Source organism: Kribbella swartbergensis (assembly GCF_054784135.1).
On the sequence record NZ_BAAGPM010000027.1, the window covers coordinates 210735 to 228802 of the forward strand.

Below are 18068 nucleotides of genomic sequence, written 5' to 3' on the forward strand. Positions count from 1 at the left end.
ACATCAACCGCGCGGACTACCCGCCGTCTCCGACTTCAGTCGTGGTGTCCATGCCGCTTCAGCAATCGAGTAAGGTAAGGCTAAGCTAACAGGCCCGCCCACCTCGAAAGCAGACCGCCATGACCAGAGCACTGCCCGAGCCGACGTACCGGCGCTTCTTCGCCGGGATCGGCACCCTCAGCCTGCGGCCGTTCGACCTGACCGATGATGTGCCCGTCTTGCACAGCTGGGTCACCCAGCCGTACGCCCGGTACTGGGGCCTGCTCAACGCCTCCGTCGAGGACGTGCGCGCGGAATACCTCCGGCTCGATGAGACCGGTCACCACCGCGCCTTCCTCGGCGAGCACGACGGCCGCCCGTCGTTCCTGATGGAGCGCTACGAACCGGCGTACGACGCCGTCGGCGCGGTGTACGACGTGGCGCCGGGCGACATCGGCATGCACGTCCTGGTCGCACCGCCGCGGGTCCGCATCGCCGGCTTCACCGGCGCGGTCTTCGCGACGATCATGGACAGCCTGTTCAGCGACCCGCTGGTCGACCGGGTGGTGGTCGAACCGGACGTCCGCAACACCAAGATCCAGGCGCTGAACGAGCGGATGGGGTTCCGCAAGCACAGCATCGTGGATCTGCCGAACAAGCGGGCCTGGCTGAGTTTCTGCACCCGTGACCAGTACGCCGAGGCGACCCGGATGAACGAGGCGGGCTGATCGATGACGACCGAACACCTCACGCCGGAGACCTGGACCGTCGTCAACCGGGCCCTGGTCCGCAAGGCGCTGTCCGAGTTCATCCACGAGCGGATCCTCGAACCCGTTGCCACCGACAACGGGTACGCGGTCGGACGCTACACCTTCACTGCCCGGCGGTATCCCCTGAACCACTGGGAGATTGATGCCTCGAGCATCTGTCGTGCCGACGACGGGCCGATCGACGCGTTGGAGTTCATCACCGAGTTCCACCAGCAGCTCGGTATCGGCGCGGCGATGCTGCCGGTGTACCTGGAGGAGATCAGCAGCACGCTCGCGAGCGCGGCGTACAAACTCTCCAAGCCCGATCTGACCGCCGCCGAGCTCGTCACCGCCGACTTCCAGACGATCGAGTCCGCGATGACCGAGGGCCACCCGTGTTTCGTCGCGAACAACGGGCGGCTCGGGTTCGGCGTCTCCGACTACCGCGCGTACGCACCGGAGACCGGCGGACCGGTCCGGCTGACCTGGATCGCCGTCCGCAAGGACCGGGCGACGATCTCGCACAGTACGACGACCACGTACGCCGACCTGCTGCAGGCGGAGCTGGGGTCGGAGGTACTCCGGCGCTTCGCCGCGCAGATCGTTGCCGTGGGCGCCAATCCCGAGGACTACGTGTACCTGCCGGTGCATCCGTGGCAGTGGGAGAACAAGACGTCGGTCACGTTCGCGGCCGACATCGCGCAGCGGCACATCATCCACGTCGGGTCGAGTGACGACGAATACCAGCCGCAGCAGTCGATCCGGACGTTCTTCAACCGGTCGAACCCGTCACGCCACTACGTGAAGACGGCCTTGTCGGTGCTGAACATGGGCTTCATGCGCGGGCTGTCCCCGACGTACATGGCGGCGACGCCGGCGATCAACGACTGGGTCCACGACCTGGTCGAGAACGACGTCGTCCTGAAGCGCTACGGCTTCACGGTCCTGCGGGAGATCGCGGCCGTCGGCTACCACAACCGGTACTACGAAGCCGCGACGGACAAGACGTCGCCGTACCGGAAGATGCTGTCGGCGTTGTGGCGGGAGAGCCCGGTGCCGACGTTGGAGCCCGGTGAGCGGCTCGCGACGATGGCGAGTCTGCTGCACGTCGACCGGCACGGCACGTCACTGGCCGCGGAGTTGATCCGGGCGTCCGGGCTGTCCCCGGCGGACTGGTTGCGGTCGTACGTCGACGCGTACCTCATCCCGTTGCTGCACTGCTTCTACGCGTACGAGCTCGCGTACATGCCGCACGGCGAGAACCTGATCCTGGTACTGCGGGACGCCGTACCGATCCGGGTGATCATGAAGGACATCGCCGAGGAGATCGCGGTGATGAGCCCCTCGACGCCGCTGCCGGAGGCGGCCGAGCGGGTGCGGGCCGCCGTACCGGACGACGAGAAGCTGCTGTGCATCTTCACCGACGTCTTCGACTGCATCTTCCGGTTCCTGTCGCCGTTGCTGGATCGGGCGGGGCTGCTCACGCCGGCGGAGTTCTGGTCCGTGGTGGGCGGCGCGGTGCGGGACTACCAGGCGTCGGCGCCGGAGTTGGCGGAGGCGTTCGCGAAGTACGACCTGTTCGCGCCGTCGTTCGCCCTGTCCTGCCTGAACCGGCTGCAGTTGAAGAACAACCAGCAGATGGTCGACCTGACAGACATCGCCGGCTCCCTCCAATACGCCGGCTCCCTGAACAACCCCCTAGCCCCGCCCACCAACCAGCACACCCCGTGACCCTGTGCCCCGGCACCCCGGCACCGGACTCGGCCTGGCCGATGGGCGGGCTTGGCTGTGGACAACTTCTGCGGGGGTTCGGCGGATTCGGTCAAGCTGGTGGGGTGATCAGCGAACAGACGGTCGACGTACCCCGGGACGGCAGGCGCTACGAGATCGTGGACGGGCGCCTCCTGGTGACGGGCGCCCCAACCACCCGCCCATCACGCAGCCGTCGTCGCCCTGATGATCCACCTCAAACAAGCCTGCCCATCGGACCTGCTCGTCTCCGTTGGCTCCCTGGACTTCCGCCCCACCCGTTCCGTCGCCCTCCGCCCCGACCTCCTCGTCTGCCCCCGCGCCGCCGCCGGCCCACACCTCCTCCAAACCCCACCCCTGCTGGCCGTCGAGGTCCTCTCCCCCTCCACCCGGACCACCGACGTCGTTCTCAAACGCCACCTCTACGAGACCCACCAAGTCCCCAACTACTGGCTCCTCGACCCCACCCACCACGAACTGACCATCCTCCACCTCACCCGCACCGGCTACACCTGCGAAGCCGTAGTCCAAGCCGAAGAAACCTTCCAAGCCACCAGCCCCTTCCCGGTCGCCCTCACGCCAGGAGCACTCACCGCATGACCGGGTATTACGGACCATCCCCGGGCAGCCCGGGGCAGATACCGGGGCAACCCGGGGCAGATCGCCGAAACGGCACAAACCACCCGCCGGACTCCACCATGCTGGTCGCGTGACCAAGAAGGAGGCACCATGGGGTACGTGGAAACCATTGAGCCGGGCACATTCACACTGGCCGACCTCGACGCGCTTCCCGATGACGGGATGCGGTACGAGCTGGTCGATGGGGTGTTGCTGGTGACCCCGGCACCGCTGCCGATCCATCAGAATGCGGTAGTCGAACTGACGGTGACGCTCAGAAACCACTGTCCGGCGGAGTTCAAGGTCTTTGTCGCGCCGCTGGACTTTCAGCCGACTCCTCGGCGTTCGCTGCAGCCGGACGTGCTCGTCTGCCGCCGAGTCGACGTCGGTCCGAAGGCGATCCACCGCCCGTTGCTGCTGGCTGTCGAAGTCCTGTCGGCGGCCACTCGTTCGAAGGACCTGATCCTCAAGCGAGGCCTCTACGAGGAAGCCGGTGTGCAGTCGTACTGGATCGTGGACCCGGAACGGGAGGAGCTGACGGTTCTGGAGTTGGTCGAGGGACGCTATGTGCAGCGTGCAGTCGTTACCGGCAAGGAGGCCTTCGACGCCGAGATCCCCTTCCCGGTACGAATCGTTCCGGCGGAGCTCGTGGATTAGCCGTTGAGCAGGGCGGTCAGTTGTTGTTTGTCGGGGAGGTTTTCGGGGTGGATGACTTCGCCGGTGCGGACGTAGTAGAAGGCGGCGGTGACGTGGTCGAGGGGGACGCCCTGGAGTTCGGACCAGGCTAGGCGGTAGATGGCCAGCTGGAGGGGGTCGGCGGATTCGGACCGGTTGGTTTTCCAGTCGATGACTTCGTAGCCGCGGGCGCCGTCGGGCCGGACGACCTGGTAGACGGCGTCGATGCGGCCGCGCACCACCCGGCCGGCGATGGCGAGGGCGAACGGCGCCTCGATCTCGTACGGCGTGGTCTCGCCGTACGGACCGTTGCGGAACGCGTCCATCAGTTCGGTCAGGTCGGTGTCGTCGACGATGTCCTCGTCCGCGGCGCCCGGCAGGTCGTCGGGGTCGAGCAGGAGTTGCTGGCCGAAGTAGCTCTCCACCCAGGCGTGGAAGCGGGTGCCGAAACGCGCCGCCCGGTTGGGTTTGCGCGGCATCGGCCGGGCCAGCTCGGACGCCAGGCCGTCCGGGTCCTTCGCCAGCCGCATCACCTGGGTCGCCGACAGCGCGGCCGGCAGCTCCACGTCGTACGCCTTCCGGCTCCGGCTTTCCCTTGCCTCGGACAACAATCGCTCGATCTCGGAGTCCCACCGGGCGACCGTCGCCTGCTCGTCCAGCAGCAGTGACTCCTCTGCCTCCTGCGACGGCCCCTCGGCCCGCGCCTGCTGCACCAGCGCGACAGCGTCCAGCCGACGCCGGTACGCCTCCATGTCGTACGGCGCCGGCCACGGCGCCTGTGTCTGCTCGGCGAGCTCCGGGTTCTCATCGGTCAGGTCCGACTGTTCGGCCCAGGCCACGACCCGATCACCCGCGTGCTTCTTCAGCATCTCCAGGTACGACGACGGGCCGCGCGGCCGCTTCTGCGTGGGACCCCACCAGTGCCCGGTCGCGACCAGGATCTCCTTCGCCCGGGTGAAGGCGACGTACCCGAGCCGCCGTTCCTCCAGCGCGTTCATGTCCTTGCACTCGTCCGCGAACGCCTTCAACCCGGCGTTGGACAGGTCGTGGAAGTCGGGCAGCGTGTCGGCGTCGCCCCGCAACGGCCACGGCAGCACTTTCGCGTTCGTCGTCCACTTGTCCCGCCCGCGATCCGACGGGAACACCTTGTTCACCAGCGTCGGCACGAACACGATCGGCCACTCCAGGCCTTTCGACCGGTGCGTGGTCAGCAGCTTCACCGAGTCGGCCTCACTCGGTACGGCGAGGTCGAGACCGGCGGCGTACTCCTCCTCGGCGGCCAGGTACGCCAGCAGGCCGTCGAGCGAACCGTCCGACTCGGTGGACACGAAGTTGCCCACGGCATCCAGGAACGCGGCCAGGTGGTCGCGGCGGCCGGAGTCGATGTGGTCCGGGGTCGCGGTCAGCTCGACGTCCAGGCCGATCGTGCTGATCACCCGGCGGACCAGATCCAGCAGCGGCTCGCCCGCGTGAGCGCGCAACTCGTGCAGCTCGGCCGACAACTCCTTGAAGCGAATCAGAGCCTCGGGCGAGTAGCCCCACGCTTCGGTACCAGGATCGTCGACCGCCTCGGCGAGTGAGATCACCTCGGTCGAGTCCATCCCGGCGACCGCGGCATCCAGCGCGGCGACCAGGTCGTCGGCGGCCGGGCGCTCCCCGGTGTCGGCCAGCGCCCGGGCACGGTTGGCCAGCAGCGCGAGGTCACGGTGGCCGATCCGGTAGCGGGGGCCGGTGAGGATCCGCAGCATCGCGGCGTTGGCGGTCAGGTCGTTGACGGCCTGCAGGGTGGCGACGACGTCGACCACCTCGGGCAGCGCAAGGAGCCCGCCGAGGCCGACGACCTCGACCGGGACCTTGCGGGCGATCAGGGCTTCGTGGACCGCGCTCAGGTCGACGTTCGTCCGCATCAGGACGCCGATGTCCTTCCACCGGCGGTTCGGCGTGCGGTGGGCGGCGACGATCGCGTCGGCGACCCACTCGATCTCCTGCGACCTCGTCTCGAACAGGCCGACGGTGATCGCGCCTTCAGGTGCGTTCTCCGGGGCTTCGAGCGGGATCACGCCGGGATGCTGCTCGTAGAGCTCGGCCGCGTGCTGGTTGGCGGCGGCGAGGATGCGGCTGCCGCAGCGACGGTTGACGCTCAGCACGTAGCGGCGGGCCGGCGTGCCGTCGGCGTTCGGGAAGTGCTCCGGGAACTCGTCCAGGTTCGCGACCGACGCGCCGCGCCAGCCGTAGATCGCCTGGCACGGGTCGCCGACCGCGGTCACCGGGTGCCCGCGGCCGTCAGGACCGGCGAACAACGCGGTCAGCATCCGGCGCTGTGAGACCGAGGTGTCCTGGTACTCGTCGAGGAGGACGACCTTGTACCGCGATCGCTCGACGACCGCGACCTCCGGGCACTCCTCGGCCAGCCGCGCGCCCAATGCCATCTGGTCCGCGAAGTCGACGACGCCGCGCTCCGCCTTGTACGCCTGGTACTCCTCGACCAGTTGCAGGATCTCACCACGCTTCAGCGCGGTCTCCGCGAGCTTGCGCACCTCGACCGTCTGCTTCCGGGCCGCCGCGACTTCCCGCCGTACCGCTTCGTCGTGTTCGCGTACGTCGTCCGGGCGCAGCAGGTGGTCGGCGAGCTCCCCGTCCAACGCGAGCAGGCTGTTCACCAGGGTCGGGACGTGGTGCGAGGCGAACCGGATCGGCCCGGCGGATCGCCGGACGACGCGACCCGCGAGCTGGAACCTGGTCGCATCGGCCAGGACCCGGGCGTCCGGCTCGAGACCGAGGCGGAGACCGTGCTCGGCGATCAGCGTGCCGGCGAACGCGTGGTACGTCGACACGACCGGCTCACCCGGCTCCTCCTGCTGCCAGTTCGGGATGTTGCTGCGCAGGTGGGCGGCGAGGATCGGATGCTGCTCCTTCGGCAGGGTCGAGCCGAGTACGCCGGCCTTCGTCAGGTCGTCGCGGATCCGTACGTCGAGCTCGTTGGCGGCCTTCTTGGTGAACGTCAGCCCGAGCACTTCCTCCGGCTTCACCTGCCCGGTGCAGATCAGCCACACCACCCGGGCCGCCATCGCCGTCGTCTTGCCCGACCCGGCCCCCGCCACGATCACTCCTGGCGCCAACGGAGCCGTGATGGCCGCCAACTGTTGATCACTGAACGGAATCCCCAGCAGATCACACAGATCGGACGTGGTCTCCAGTTTGGCAGCGGGCATCAGACGATCTCTCGGCCTTCGGGTTGGATCGGGCAGAGCGGGCGGGCGTCGCAACGGGAGCAGCCGTCGTTGCGTCTGGCGACGAACTCCTCGGAGCGGACCATCGCCTCGGCGTCCTCAACGGCCTCGTCGAGCCAGGTGCGGCCGTCGTCGTCGGTCTCCAGCGGGCCCTGGTGCTGGACCTTGGGGAAACCACCGTCGTCGTGCCGGAGCTGGACCAGCTCGGCACCGCCGGCGACCGCGTCCTCGCCGAGCTTCTTCAGCTGGCGGGAGGCGATCGCGCGCTGGTAGATCGCGAGCTGGACGTGCCGTTCGAGCGCCGGCTTGGTCGGAACCGAGCGACCCGTCTTCAGGTCGACCACCCGGATCGTGCCCTCGGAGTCCTCCTCGATCCGGTCCATCCGGCCCTTCACCCGGACGGCGGGTTTGTCGGTGTCCGGCAGCAGGACGTCGAAGTCGACCTCGGTCCCGATCAGCCGCCGGTCCGGCCGGCCTTGGTGCCATGCGACGAACCGCCGCAACGCCTGCTCGGCCTCGACCCGCTCCCGGTCCGAGATCCAGGCCGACTCGAAGTCCAGTTGCGTCCACACCTTGTCGAGCCACCCGTTCAGCTCGTCCACGTCCGGCGGCAACGTCCCGGTCGCGACCGCGTCGGCCAGGGTGTGCAACACCATGCCGAACCCGATCGCCGACGTACTGGGCGTCTCACCACCGGCCCGCCGCTGCAGGAACCACCGCAGCGGACAGTCCACGATCGTCGTCAGCGCACTCCCCGACAACGGCACCGGCAGGTCGGGATCGGCGATCGGCTTCGTGGATCGGGTCCGCTCCCGCACGCCCCACCACCGCGACGGATCCGCCGTCGGCACCAATGGCTGACCGCGATCGTCGACGGCATCGGCGAGCTGCGCCAGTCGATCGGCCGCGACCCGCTTCAACGCGGGCGACGACGCCGGATCCGCCAGCACGCAGCGAAGATCCGCGACCAGGCCGGACAGCGACAACGGTCGTCGCGGCCGCCCCGCGACCAGCTTCAAAGGAATGTCCAGCTCGGCCAGGAATCGTGACGGCTGGTCCCCGTCGGCCTCCGGCGCCTGCACCGCGGTCACGATCAACCGCTCCCGGGCCCGGGTGATCGCGACGTAGAACAGCCGCCGCTCCTCCGCGAGCAACGCGCCGGCCGACAAGGGCTCCACCAGGCCGTCCGGCCCGAGCCGGTCCGGCTCCAGCAACGAACCGCGCCGCCGCAGATCCGGCCATTGCCCTTCCTGCACACTCGCCACCACGACGAGCCGCCACTGCAGACCCTTCGACCGGTGTGCGGTCATCAGCTGCACGCCGGCCTCCCGGTACGTCCCGTCGAACCGGTTGTCCGCCGCGATGTCCAGCGACTCCAGCTCGCTCAGGAACGCCGACACACCCTTGAAGCCGACCTGCTCCTCGGCCCGGCTCGCCGCGTCGAACAAGGCACACAGCGAGTCCAGGTCACGGTTGGCGGCCCGGGCCGTCTCCCCTCCGGAGTTCGCCTGGCCGCGGAGCCGCCGCATCCACGGCGAGTCCGACCACAGCAACCACATCACCTCGTCCGGCGCCGCGCCCGCGTTCACGATGTTCCTTGCCTTCAGCAACCGTTCGCCGAGGGCCGCGAACCGCGCCTCCGCCGGTGAGGCCTGCTCGTCGAGCAGCAGCGGATTCATCAGCGCTTCCCGCAACAGCTCGTCCGACGACCGCGGCAACCGCTGACCGGCCGCGGCCTCGCGATCGCGCTGCCGCAGCACCCGGGCCAACCGGCGCAACTGTCCGGCATCCATCGCCCCCAACGGCGACAACGCCAGCGCCCGTACGACGTCCACCGTCAACGTGGACGGATCCGCGACGGCACGCAGCGCGAGCAGCATCGGACGGACGGCGGGCTCGCGGGACAACGGCAGCTCGTCACCGGCCACGTCGACCGGGATCCCCGCCGCCGCGAGCGCGCGACGCAACGGCGGGATCGAACGACTCCCGGACCGCACCAGCACTGCCATCTCCTGCCAGCCGACACCGTCCTGCACGTGTGCTCGCCGGAGCAGGTCCGCGATGTGCTCGAGCTCAGCCCCGCTGGTCGAGTACAGATTCGCCTCGACCTTGCCGGCGCCGTACACACAGCCGCTCGCGTCCGGGTTGCGGAACCGTTCGAACGTGTCGCGATCCAGCGTCCCCGGGACACCGAGCCGGCTGACGACGTTGCGGGACACGCGTTGCAGCGTCGTACCGAAGCGGCGGGTCGTGCCGAGCGCGATCTGGGCCGCTTCGGCGCCGTCCGCCGTACGGAACTCGTCGGGGAAGCGCAGCAGACCGCGGACGTCGGCGCCGCGGAAGGTGTAGATCGACTGGTCCGGGTCACCGACCACGACGAGGTCCCCGCCGTCACCGGCGATCGCCTGCAGCAACTGCGTCTGACCGGGGTCGGTGTCTTGGTACTCGTCGACGAAGACGGCTTTGAACTCGTTGCGCAGCTTGGCCTTGACCTGCGGCTGCTGGGCCAGGATCACCGCCCGGTGGATGAGCTCGGAGTAGTCCAGCACCTGCTCGTGGTCGAGGATCTGCAGGTACTCCTCGAAGAAGTCGCCGACCGCGACCCACTCGGCCCGCTCCGCGGATCGGCCGATCGCGGACAGGTCCTCCGGGTCGAGCCCGAGTTGGCGCGCCTTGCCGATCACCGCTTGCACCTCGTCGGTGAAACCGCGCGTCTTCAGCGCCGGATGCAAGCTCCTCGGCCAGTGCACCGCACCGACCTCACGGCTGCCGGCCAGCGCCTCGCTCAACCGCAAAGACTGCTCAGGACCGGACGGAAGACGCAGTGGTACGTCGAACGCGTCGGCCGGGGTGAACCGTCGCAGCAACGCATAACAGAAGGAGTGGAATGTCATGGACGGCATCACCCGCGTCGTCCGCCCGAGCCGGCCGGTGATCCGGTCGCGCAACTCGGTCGCCGCCTTGCGCCCGAACGTCAGCACCAGCACCTGGTCGGGACTCAGCCCGCGATTGCGCACCCGGTCGACAACAGCCTCGACGAGCGTCGTCGTCTTCCCGGTCCCGGGCCCGGCCAGCACCAGCAAAGGTCCGCCGGGATGATCCACCACCGCCTGCTGATCCGCATCCAGGACAGGGGCATCCGCCGTACGCCGCTCTGCCCGAACCAACCGGTACCGGGACCCCTGTCTGCTGACCACCGCCACATCCCATCAGACCCCACCGACAATCCCGATCGGCACACACCGCGCCACCGGAACTCACCGGACTGCGGACAACTTCGGGCCCGATTCGTGCATCAAACGATTCGCAGGCCGGCATCCTCAACCGCCGGCCGGCGTCGGCGGTGCGGGGGTCCGGGGCGGGGCCGTCGCACCGCCGGCGTGTTTCAGCGCGTCTCGGGATGCCAGCGAAACTTACGGAGGTCGACGCGGCCGTTGGTGACGCGTACGCCGTCCGAGCGGAGACGATGCAGTTGCTCGTCACCCACCTCGTCGGCCGGTACGCCGCTGGCCCGGATCACCCGCCACCACGGCACGCTCCCGCCGTACTCGCGCATGATCGCGCCGACCTGGCGTGGTCCGCCCTGGCCGACGAACTCGGCGATGTCGCCGTACGTCGCGACGCTGCCCGGCGGGATCGACTCCACGGCCCGCAGCACCGCTTCGACGTACTCCTCCCTGTCCACGGAGCCCAACCTAGCGGGGACCGAGGACAGTTCAGGCCAGTGGCGCCAGGGCCTTCGCGAGCGGTTCGACGATCGACGGCGGCGCGTCGAGCGGGAGGTTCATGACGACCAGGTCGACGCCGGCCTCGCCGTACGCCGCCGCCTGGGCGACCGCCGCGTCGAGAGGCTGGTCCGGCTCGATCCGGACGTTGACCGAACACGTGATCTCGTTGACGTCGCGGCCGACGTCCTCACAGTGGTTGACCAGCACCTCCTTGAGCGGCTTCCACTCCTCCGGGCTCGGCACGATGACGTTCCAGTGCTGAGCCCAGCGGGCGACCGCGCGCAGCGTGCGCTTCGGGCCCTTGCCGCCGATCGTGATCGGCGGATGCGGGGTCTGCACCGCCTTCGGCTCGCAGTACGCGTCGGTGAGCTTGACGTACTTGCCGTCGAAGTTCGCGACCTTCTCGGTGAGCAGCGCGATCATCGCCTGCACGCCCTCGTCGAACCGGTCGAACCGCTCCTTCAACGGGTACAGCTCGATGCCGTAGGCGGCGGTCTCCATCTCGTTCCAGCCCGCGCCGACACCGAGTTCGAGCCGGCCGCCGGAAATGATGTCGGTGGTCGCGGCCATGTTCGCCAGCACGGCCGGATGCCGGTAGATCATCCCGGTCACCTGGCAGCCGACCCGGATCCGCTTGGTCGCCTGGGCGAGTGCGGCCAGGGTCGTCCAGGCCTCGAGGTTGGGGCCGGCCATGTCACCGCTCAACGGGTAGAAGTGGTCCCAGTGCCAGGCGGACTCGAAGATCTCGAAGTCGTCTGCGGCGATCCACACGTCCCGCATCCGCTGCCAGGAGGTGTGCTCCGGCCTCGTCTTGATCGCGAACCGCATCCCGGCCTCCTTGTAGGTAACCGTTTCCCGAGAAGGACCCTACCCGCTCGGACCGACCCTGCACGAGGTGGTCGGTCAGCCACCGCACAGCGGAGGGGCCGGGCGGCCTTCCTGGAAGGCGGTGACGAGGGCGAAGACCTCGAAGACGACGGCCGCGGTCGCGGTGGCGAAGAGGATGAGCGCGATCGGCTGGCGGCTGTGACCGAACCAGCGGATCAGGAGGAAGAGTGCGACGGCGCCGACGGCGAGACCGGCGAAGCCCAGCACGTACGCCGCCGTCGGGAGCGGAAGCGTGCCGTCGCAACTGTCCTGCCGCCGGCGGATCAGCTCGGCCTGGGCGTTGGTGTTGATCATCGCCAGCAGCACGCCGACGATCGTCAGCCCGAACACCAGGAGCTGCCGGCGGCGACCGGCGAGCACCTCTCCCCCCACGGTCGGTCCTAGTCGAGGCCGAGCCGCGCCCGCACCTCGGGGCGCCGCAGCGGCGGCACGGTCTGCGGCGGGTTCCGGCGCTCCGGCATCTCTGCCAGCAACTGCTCGGTGATCCGGGCGACCTCGGTCGCGGCCCGCTCGATCGGCTCGCGCGTCGTCGAGCTCAGCGAGCCGACGCCGGTCACCTTGCGCACGTACTGCAACGCGGCCGCGTAGATCTCCTCAGAGGTGGCGGCCGGCTCGAGTCCCCGGAGAACGGTGATGTTTCTGCACATGTCACGACACTACGTCCCGGCGCGGACAAATCCGGCGAAACCTACGAGGTATTGACTTCCCTAATACCTTTAGGTTTTCCTCAGTGTATGAGCACCGCTGGGCTGGACCGCAGGACGCGCCGCCGGCAGGCGACGATCGAGGAGATCCTGGAGGTCGCCATCGAGCTGATGGAGACCGAGGGCGTCGCGGCGCTCAGCTTGTCCGCGGTGGCGCGGCGGCTCGGCATGCAGCCGCCGTCGCTGTACCAGTACTTCCCGTCCAAGATGGCGATCTACGACGCCCTCTTCCAGCGCGGCAACGAACTGGTGCGCGACGCCTACCGGAGCGCGTACGACGAGGCGGACACCGACGACCCGCTCGAGCTCGGCTTGATCACGGCAACCGCGTTCTGCCGGTGGTGCCTCGAGCACCAGGTCTACTCGCAACTGCTGTTCTGGCGCACGATCCCCGGATTCGAGCCAAGCCCGGAAGCGTTCGCCCCGGCGAAGGAGTCGATACAGGACCTTCGCGACCATCTGCAGCGGATGGTGGACGCCGGCCACCTCCGCCCGGACGTGGCCAGTGACGAGGGCGTCGCCCTCTACACCTCGTTGATCGCCGGGCTGCTCTCGCAACAGATCGCGAACCAGCCCGACGCGTCGTTCGAGGAAGGACGGTTCAGCAGGCTGCTGCCCGTCGTACTCGAGATGTTCTACCAGCGCTACGCACCACAGTAGGGGGAACCATGACCGCAGTACTCGCGGGGGAAATCGGCCGGTCCGGCCGGGAGCGGAGCCGGGTCCACCGGGACGCGGAGATCCGGGCGTGGCACGACCTGCTGGCGTCACTCGAGGGGGACGAGTGGCACCGGCGTACGGTCTGCGACGAGTGGGACGTCGCCGACATCGCCGGGCACCTGATCGGGCAGGCGGAGGACGTGATCAAGCCGTGGTCGTTCCCGCGCCGGTTCCGGAAGGCGAAGCGGGTCTACCCGGGTCTGCCGCGGTTCGACGCGCACATGATGGTGCAGGCCGACGAGCATCGCGGTACGCCGCCGGACGAGCTGCGGGCGCTGTTCGACAAGGTGTGGGCGAAGGCGACGCGGAAGATCTCGCGCCAGCCGGAGCTGATGCGGCGGATCACGATGCAGGTGGAGGACACGCCTCGGATGTCGCTGGGATATGTGCAGGACATCCTGCTGGCGCGGGACCTGTGGATGCACCGCGACGACGTGTGCCAGGCGCTCGGGCGCTCCTTCGACCCGGGTCCGTACGCGCAGGAGATCATCGCGCAGGTCGTGTACGACCTGGAGGCTTCGGGTCCGTTCTGGGGCGACCGACCGGGCGTCGTACTGGAGCTGACCGGACAGGGCGGCGGGACCTACCGGCTGGGGAGGGACGAGCCGGTCGGTCGCGCCGCCGTCGACGCCGTGAGCTACATGCGAACGCTGTCGGGCCGCGACGACAACCCGTCAGTCTCGGGCGACCCGCTCGCCGTCGAAGCCGTGGCCGGCTGCCGGATGCCGTTCTAGACATGCCAGAGGGCTGGAGCATCACGCTCCAGCCCTCTGTCTGCCTGGTGGATTCTCAGTACGACGGCTGGCTCGGGTCGATCTGGTCGACCCAGGCGACCACGCCGCCGCCCACGTGGACGGCGTGGGAGAAGCCCGCGCCCTTGGCGATCGCGAGGACCTCGGCGGAGCGGACACCGGACTTGCAGTGGAAGACCAACTGCTTGTCCTGCGGCAGCTTCTCCAGCGCGACACCGGTCTGGAACTCCGCCTTCGGGATCAGCACCGAGCCCGGGATCCGGTTGATCTCGTACTCGTTCGGCTCCCGGACGTCGATCAGCACGAAGTCCTTCTCGCCGTTGTCCTTCAGCTTGATCCACTCGCTCAGCTGCTTCACCGAGATGGTCGAGCCGACGGCCGCGTCGGCCGCCTCCTCGGTCAGGGCGCCGCAGAAGCTCTCGTAGTCGATCAGCTCGGTGACGGTCGGGTTCTCACCGCAGATGGCGCAGTTCGGGTCCTTGCGGACCTTCAGGGTGCGCCAGTTCAGGTCGAGCGCCTCGTAGATGTTCAGCCGGCCCAGCGACGGGTCGCCGATGCCGGTGAGCAGCTTGATCGCCTCGGTCACCTGCGCGGCGCCGACGGACGCGCACAGCACGCCGAGCACGCCACCCTCGGCGCAGGACGGGACCATGCCCGGTGGCGGCGGCTCGGGGTAGAGGCAGCGGTAGCACGGCCCGTGCTCGGCCCAGAAGACGCTGACCTGGCCGTCGAAGCGGTAGATGGAGCCCCAGACGTACGGCTTGCCGAGCAGCACGGCGGCGTCGTTCACCAGGTAGCGGGTGGCGAAGTTGTCGGTGCCGTCGACGATCAGGTCGTACTGCTCGAAGATCTGGAACACGTTGTCGTTGTCGAGGCGCTCCTCGTGCAGGACGACGTTCGTGTATGGGTTGGTCTCGAGAATCGACTCCTTGGCCGACTGCGCCTTGGACTTCCCGACGTCGGACTGGCCGTGGATGATCTGGCGCTGCAGGTTCGACTCGTCGACGGTGTCGAACTCGACGATGCCGAGGGTGCCGACACCGGCCGCGGCCAGGTAGAGCAGCGCCGGGCTGCCCAGGCCGCCGGCGCCGATCACCAGCACCTTGGCGTTCTTCAGCCGCTTCTGCCCGGCCATCCCGACTTCGGGGATGATCAGGTGCCGCGAGTACCGGCGAACCTCGTCGATGGTCAGCTCGTCGGCCGGTTCGACCAGCGGTGGCAGTGACACGTGTCGGCTCCTCGTGAACGATGACGGTCAGGCTCTCCGGTTTTCAACCATCCGGCCCTCCCCCATGTTCCCGCACTCCCCCAACCACCCCCCACTACGTCCACATCCCGGGACCCCCATCTCACTCCCAGCGCATCCACACGCCGGGCGCCGGCAGGCGCCCGGCGTGGTTGGTCAGTCGTCGTCGGTGATGGTGGCGGTGAATTTGCGGGGGAGGGTGATGGTGGCTCCGTCTGCCTTCGTGAGGGTGACGGTGAAGGTCTCGGTCGGCTCCTTCACCTTGTCGTTCACCAGGCGGACGGTGAGCTCGCCGGTGGTTTTGCCGGGTTCGACGTAGCCGTCGACCGTGCGGTCGGGCGGGTTGGATCCGTCGTCGTACGCGCCGGCGAAGTCCTTCCGGATCACCGCCGTCCCGTCGTTCAGGACGCCGAAGACACTGACGAACTTGTCGCTCGGCGCCGACAGCGTCACCGGGAACCGCAGCGTCCCCGCCTTCTCGTTCGCGGACGTGTTCCCGACCGTCAGCGTCGGCGTGGCGTCGTCGTCGATCACCAGCCCGTGCCCGAACGACCGGTCCAGCAACGCCTCCCGCGGCGCCGACAGCACCAGACTGAACGGCAGGTCGTAGCTGTCCCGGGTGTTCCCCACCACAGGCACGCTCACCTTCTGCCGCACCTGCCCCGGCTTGAACACCAACCGCCGAGTGACATCCCCGACAGCCGTCCCGAGGTCGCCGTTCGTCTCGACGTACACACTGACCGGACGGATGGTCGGCCGCGACAGCGTCACCCAGAAGTCCATCGACTTCGTCCCCGCGTCGCCCTCCTTCACCGTCACACTCGACGCGGACAGCCGCGGCAGCAACCGGGCAGGAGCCGACAGCCCCACTCCAGGCGACGAGAACGCGACATCACTCACATACGCCGACCCACGCGCCACCCGGTCCGTCCGCAACTCGACAGCCCGCACGTCACGTAGGTCGACGCCCTTCAGCAACCCCACCGGGATCCGCACGGTCCGCAACAGGTTCTTCGGCAGCCCACTGTCCTCACGCCCCGGCATCCGCACCAGCGCGTCACTGACGGCAGACACGGGTACGACGGCCGCACGGCCGCGCCCGTCCACCACGCGCACACTCAGATCAGTCTTCGGCGCACCAACCGGGTCAGGCGCCGCACGAAACGACAACGCGGCAAACCGTCGTACGTCGCGCTGCCAAGCCGGCAGGTCCAGCCGCAGTACGCCGTCAGTCCCAGTCCAGCTCAACCTGGTCACCGCAGTGGTTGGTGTACGAGCGGCGTACCAGGCAGCACCCCAGTGCGGAGCGTTGGCCCAGTCGTCCGTCGTCATGCACGTCGGTGTCTCGGCAGTCCGGCCAGACGGCTGGCTCACACCCGCACAGACCGTCGCCGACGCCCTGCCACTCACCGCACCGGCCGGCAGAGCCTTGTCGAGCGCGTTCACGTCCCGCCGCGACGGTAGAGGAGCCTGCGACACCACGCGTACGACGGCCCGCCCGGCCGAGGCGGCCCGTGCGTCTGACCCGTCGAACTGCGGCAGGAACTGCGTCTCCCGGCCGAGCTGCAACCGGAAAAAGCCCGCGATGTACGCCGTACCGACGGCCTGCTGCTCCTTCGCCGTCAACCGGCCCGCGTACTTGGCACCGCAGGGCGACTCGTTGACGTCACCGAACCAGTCGTCGTTGGACGGCGCCTCCGACTGCCCCGGCGTCCACTCGGTGTTGAAGAAGTTGTGGTTGGTGCCGAGCACCGTCACAGTCGAGCGCGGCGCGGTGTCACCGGTCACGGAGTAGCGGGTGTCGTCGTAGAACTTCTGCCCCTGCAGGTCGGAGACGTCACCGTCGCAGTACGGCAGCAGCACGCTCATTGCGACCCCAGGAACGGTCGCGCGAGCGAAGTCGGTCGGCGCGAGCGGCAGGACGGCGCGGATGCCGTACTGGCCACCCCGGTCGGCATTGAGTACAGCAGCCCGGGCGACACCTTCACCACCGCGGGAGTGACCCATCAGACCGATGTTCTGCAGGTTCACCTTGCCGACGAACGTGCGGCCGAACGGCCCACCGCCGATCGTCGCCCATTTCTTCCACAACGCCAGGTGATCCAGGATCAGCTCCGCCCGCGCCTGCGCACCCGAGTCGTAGACGTCACCGTCGTACGCGTTGACCGCGTTGGCGCTGATCGACACGACCTGATAGCCCTGACTCGCCAGCGCCTTGGCGGGGCCGTCGTACCCGCGGAAGCTCGGCACCGGCTTCGCGCCGGCCGGACACGGCCATGGCTTGTCCGACGGGGTGACGTCGTCGCCGTAGCAGTACTGGTGCCGGCCGTGCAGGAAGATCACCAACGGCCGCGGACCGATCGCACCGCGCGGCGAGTACACCTTCCCGCGCAGCTCGGACCGTTGCTTGAGGCCAGGAAGGTAGACGGCCTCGTCACCCAGGTCGTACTCCGAGGTGGTGACCTGATACCTGCCGAGCGCACCCGGATCGTCCTTCAGCAACGGTCCCTGCCGCGCCTTCAACCAGTCCGCGTCGGTCGGTCCGACCGCCTGGATCCGGCTCCGGCCGCTGCTCTTGCCGAGGTCACCCGACCAGACCAGCCGTACGTCGCGCGCCGTCAACACGGCCTGATCGGTTGTGACCAAGGTCAGCGTCCGCTGGTCCGGCGACTGCCTGGCCACCCCGATCGGTACGCCGTTCACCGCCAGCAGCGGCAGCGACGCGCGCATCGGCGCCGGCGCTTCCAGGCGCAGGGTGAGCTGATAACCCCCGGCCACCGGCCGGACGTCCCAATTATTGCCCTTAGCAACTGATGATGGCGGAAGTACCTGGGCGGCGTTCGCCTGCAACGTCCCCACACCCAGTAGTGCGACCATCCCCAGCGACAGGCTTCTGATGAGTCTGCCCGTTACCCGCACAGTGGTCCTCTCGTTCGACGAACACGGTGTTCGTCCGACTCCATGAGCGAGAGGAAAGTTGATCCGACCAGCCGCTCAACCGTGTCTCAGTCCGGCCACAGCTGCGACTCG

14 protein-coding genes are annotated in these 18068 nt (G+C 68.7%); 6 read left to right on the top strand and 8 right to left on the bottom strand.

Annotated features, from left to right (window positions below; translation table 11 throughout):
• Positions 1-119: 119 nt before the first annotated feature.
• The 4 genes from ACYVOK_RS27105 to ACYVOK_RS27120 all read left to right on the top strand — a co-directional run bounded on the left by ACYVOK_RS27105 (position 120) and on the right by ACYVOK_RS27120 (position 3752).
• Positions 120-707 carry a GNAT family N-acetyltransferase gene (locus tag ACYVOK_RS27105; RefSeq protein ID WP_460665367.1) on the top strand — a complete coding sequence of 196 codons (588 nt, stop codon included), beginning with the start codon at positions 120-122 and terminating at the stop codon, positions 705-707.
• A 3-nt stretch (positions 708-710) separates the two neighbouring features.
• Positions 711-2459 (top strand): IucA/IucC family protein, encoded by a 1749-nt coding sequence (locus ACYVOK_RS27110; protein WP_460665368.1) that lies wholly within the window; start codon positions 711-713, stop codon positions 2457-2459.
• Between the two features lie 225 nt (positions 2460-2684).
• A complete protein-coding gene (locus ACYVOK_RS27115; protein ID WP_460665369.1) occupies positions 2685-3077 on the top strand; it encodes a Uma2 family endonuclease in 393 nt (130 codons plus the stop codon).
• Between the two features lie 129 nt (positions 3078-3206).
• A complete protein-coding gene (locus tag ACYVOK_RS27120; RefSeq protein ID WP_460665370.1) occupies positions 3207-3752 on the top strand; it encodes a Uma2 family endonuclease in 546 nt (181 codons plus the stop codon).
• Here ACYVOK_RS27120 and ACYVOK_RS27125 read toward each other — a convergent pair.
• From ACYVOK_RS27125 to ACYVOK_RS27150, 6 genes are all read right to left on the bottom strand, one after another.
• Positions 3749-6982: a UvrD-helicase domain-containing protein gene (locus ACYVOK_RS27125; RefSeq protein WP_460665371.1), complete on the bottom strand. Its 3234-nt coding sequence runs from the start codon at positions 6980-6982 to the stop codon at positions 3749-3751. The two genes, ACYVOK_RS27120 and ACYVOK_RS27125, sit on opposite strands and share 4 nt — an antisense overlap.
• Positions 6982-10197 carry an ATP-dependent helicase gene (locus ACYVOK_RS27130; protein ID WP_460665372.1) on the bottom strand — a complete coding sequence of 1072 codons (3216 nt, stop codon included), beginning with the start codon at positions 10195-10197 and terminating at the stop codon, positions 6982-6984. The genes ACYVOK_RS27125 and ACYVOK_RS27130 overlap by 1 nt, the downstream gene beginning before the upstream one ends.
• A 188-nt stretch (positions 10198-10385) precedes the next feature.
• Positions 10386-10685, bottom strand: a complete 300-nt coding sequence (locus ACYVOK_RS27135; protein ID WP_460665373.1) for an MGMT family protein — start codon at positions 10683-10685, stop codon at positions 10386-10388.
• A 31-nt stretch (positions 10686-10716) separates the two neighbouring features.
• Entirely contained in the window at positions 10717-11556 is an 840-nt protein-coding gene (locus tag ACYVOK_RS27140; protein ID WP_460665374.1) for an LLM class F420-dependent oxidoreductase, read from the bottom strand.
• A 75-nt stretch (positions 11557-11631) separates the two neighbouring features.
• Positions 11632-11988, bottom strand: coding sequence for a hypothetical protein (locus ACYVOK_RS27145; protein ID WP_460665375.1), 357 nt, complete (start codon positions 11986-11988; stop codon positions 11632-11634).
• A gap of 8 nt (positions 11989-11996) precedes the next feature.
• On the bottom strand, positions 11997-12263 hold the full coding sequence (locus ACYVOK_RS27150; protein WP_363686190.1) for a DUF2277 domain-containing protein: 267 nt from the start codon (positions 12261-12263) through the stop codon (positions 11997-11999).
• An 87-nt stretch (positions 12264-12350) separates the two neighbouring features.
• Here ACYVOK_RS27150 and ACYVOK_RS27155 point away from each other — a divergent pair, with 87 nt between their 5' ends.
• On the top strand, positions 12351-12980 hold the full coding sequence (locus tag ACYVOK_RS27155; RefSeq protein ID WP_460665376.1) for a TetR/AcrR family transcriptional regulator: 630 nt from the start codon (positions 12351-12353) through the stop codon (positions 12978-12980).
• A gap of 8 nt (positions 12981-12988) precedes the next feature.
• Positions 12989-13774 carry a maleylpyruvate isomerase family mycothiol-dependent enzyme gene (locus ACYVOK_RS27160; RefSeq protein WP_460665377.1) on the top strand — a complete coding sequence of 262 codons (786 nt, stop codon included), beginning with the start codon at positions 12989-12991 and terminating at the stop codon, positions 13772-13774.
• A gap of 55 nt (positions 13775-13829) precedes the next feature.
• On the opposite strand, the gene moeZ is transcribed toward ACYVOK_RS27160, so the two are convergent.
• The gene (moeZ, locus tag ACYVOK_RS27165; RefSeq protein WP_460665378.1) at positions 13830-15020 is read right to left on the bottom strand and encodes an adenylyltransferase/sulfurtransferase MoeZ; all 1191 of its coding nucleotides are present in this window, start codon (positions 15018-15020) and stop codon (positions 13830-13832) included.
• 174 nt (positions 15021-15194) lie between these two features.
• Positions 15195-17915 (bottom strand): Calx-beta domain-containing protein, encoded by a 2721-nt coding sequence (locus ACYVOK_RS27170; RefSeq protein ID WP_460665379.1) that lies wholly within the window; start codon positions 17913-17915, stop codon positions 15195-15197.
• Between the last annotated feature and the right edge of the window lie 153 nt (positions 17916-18068).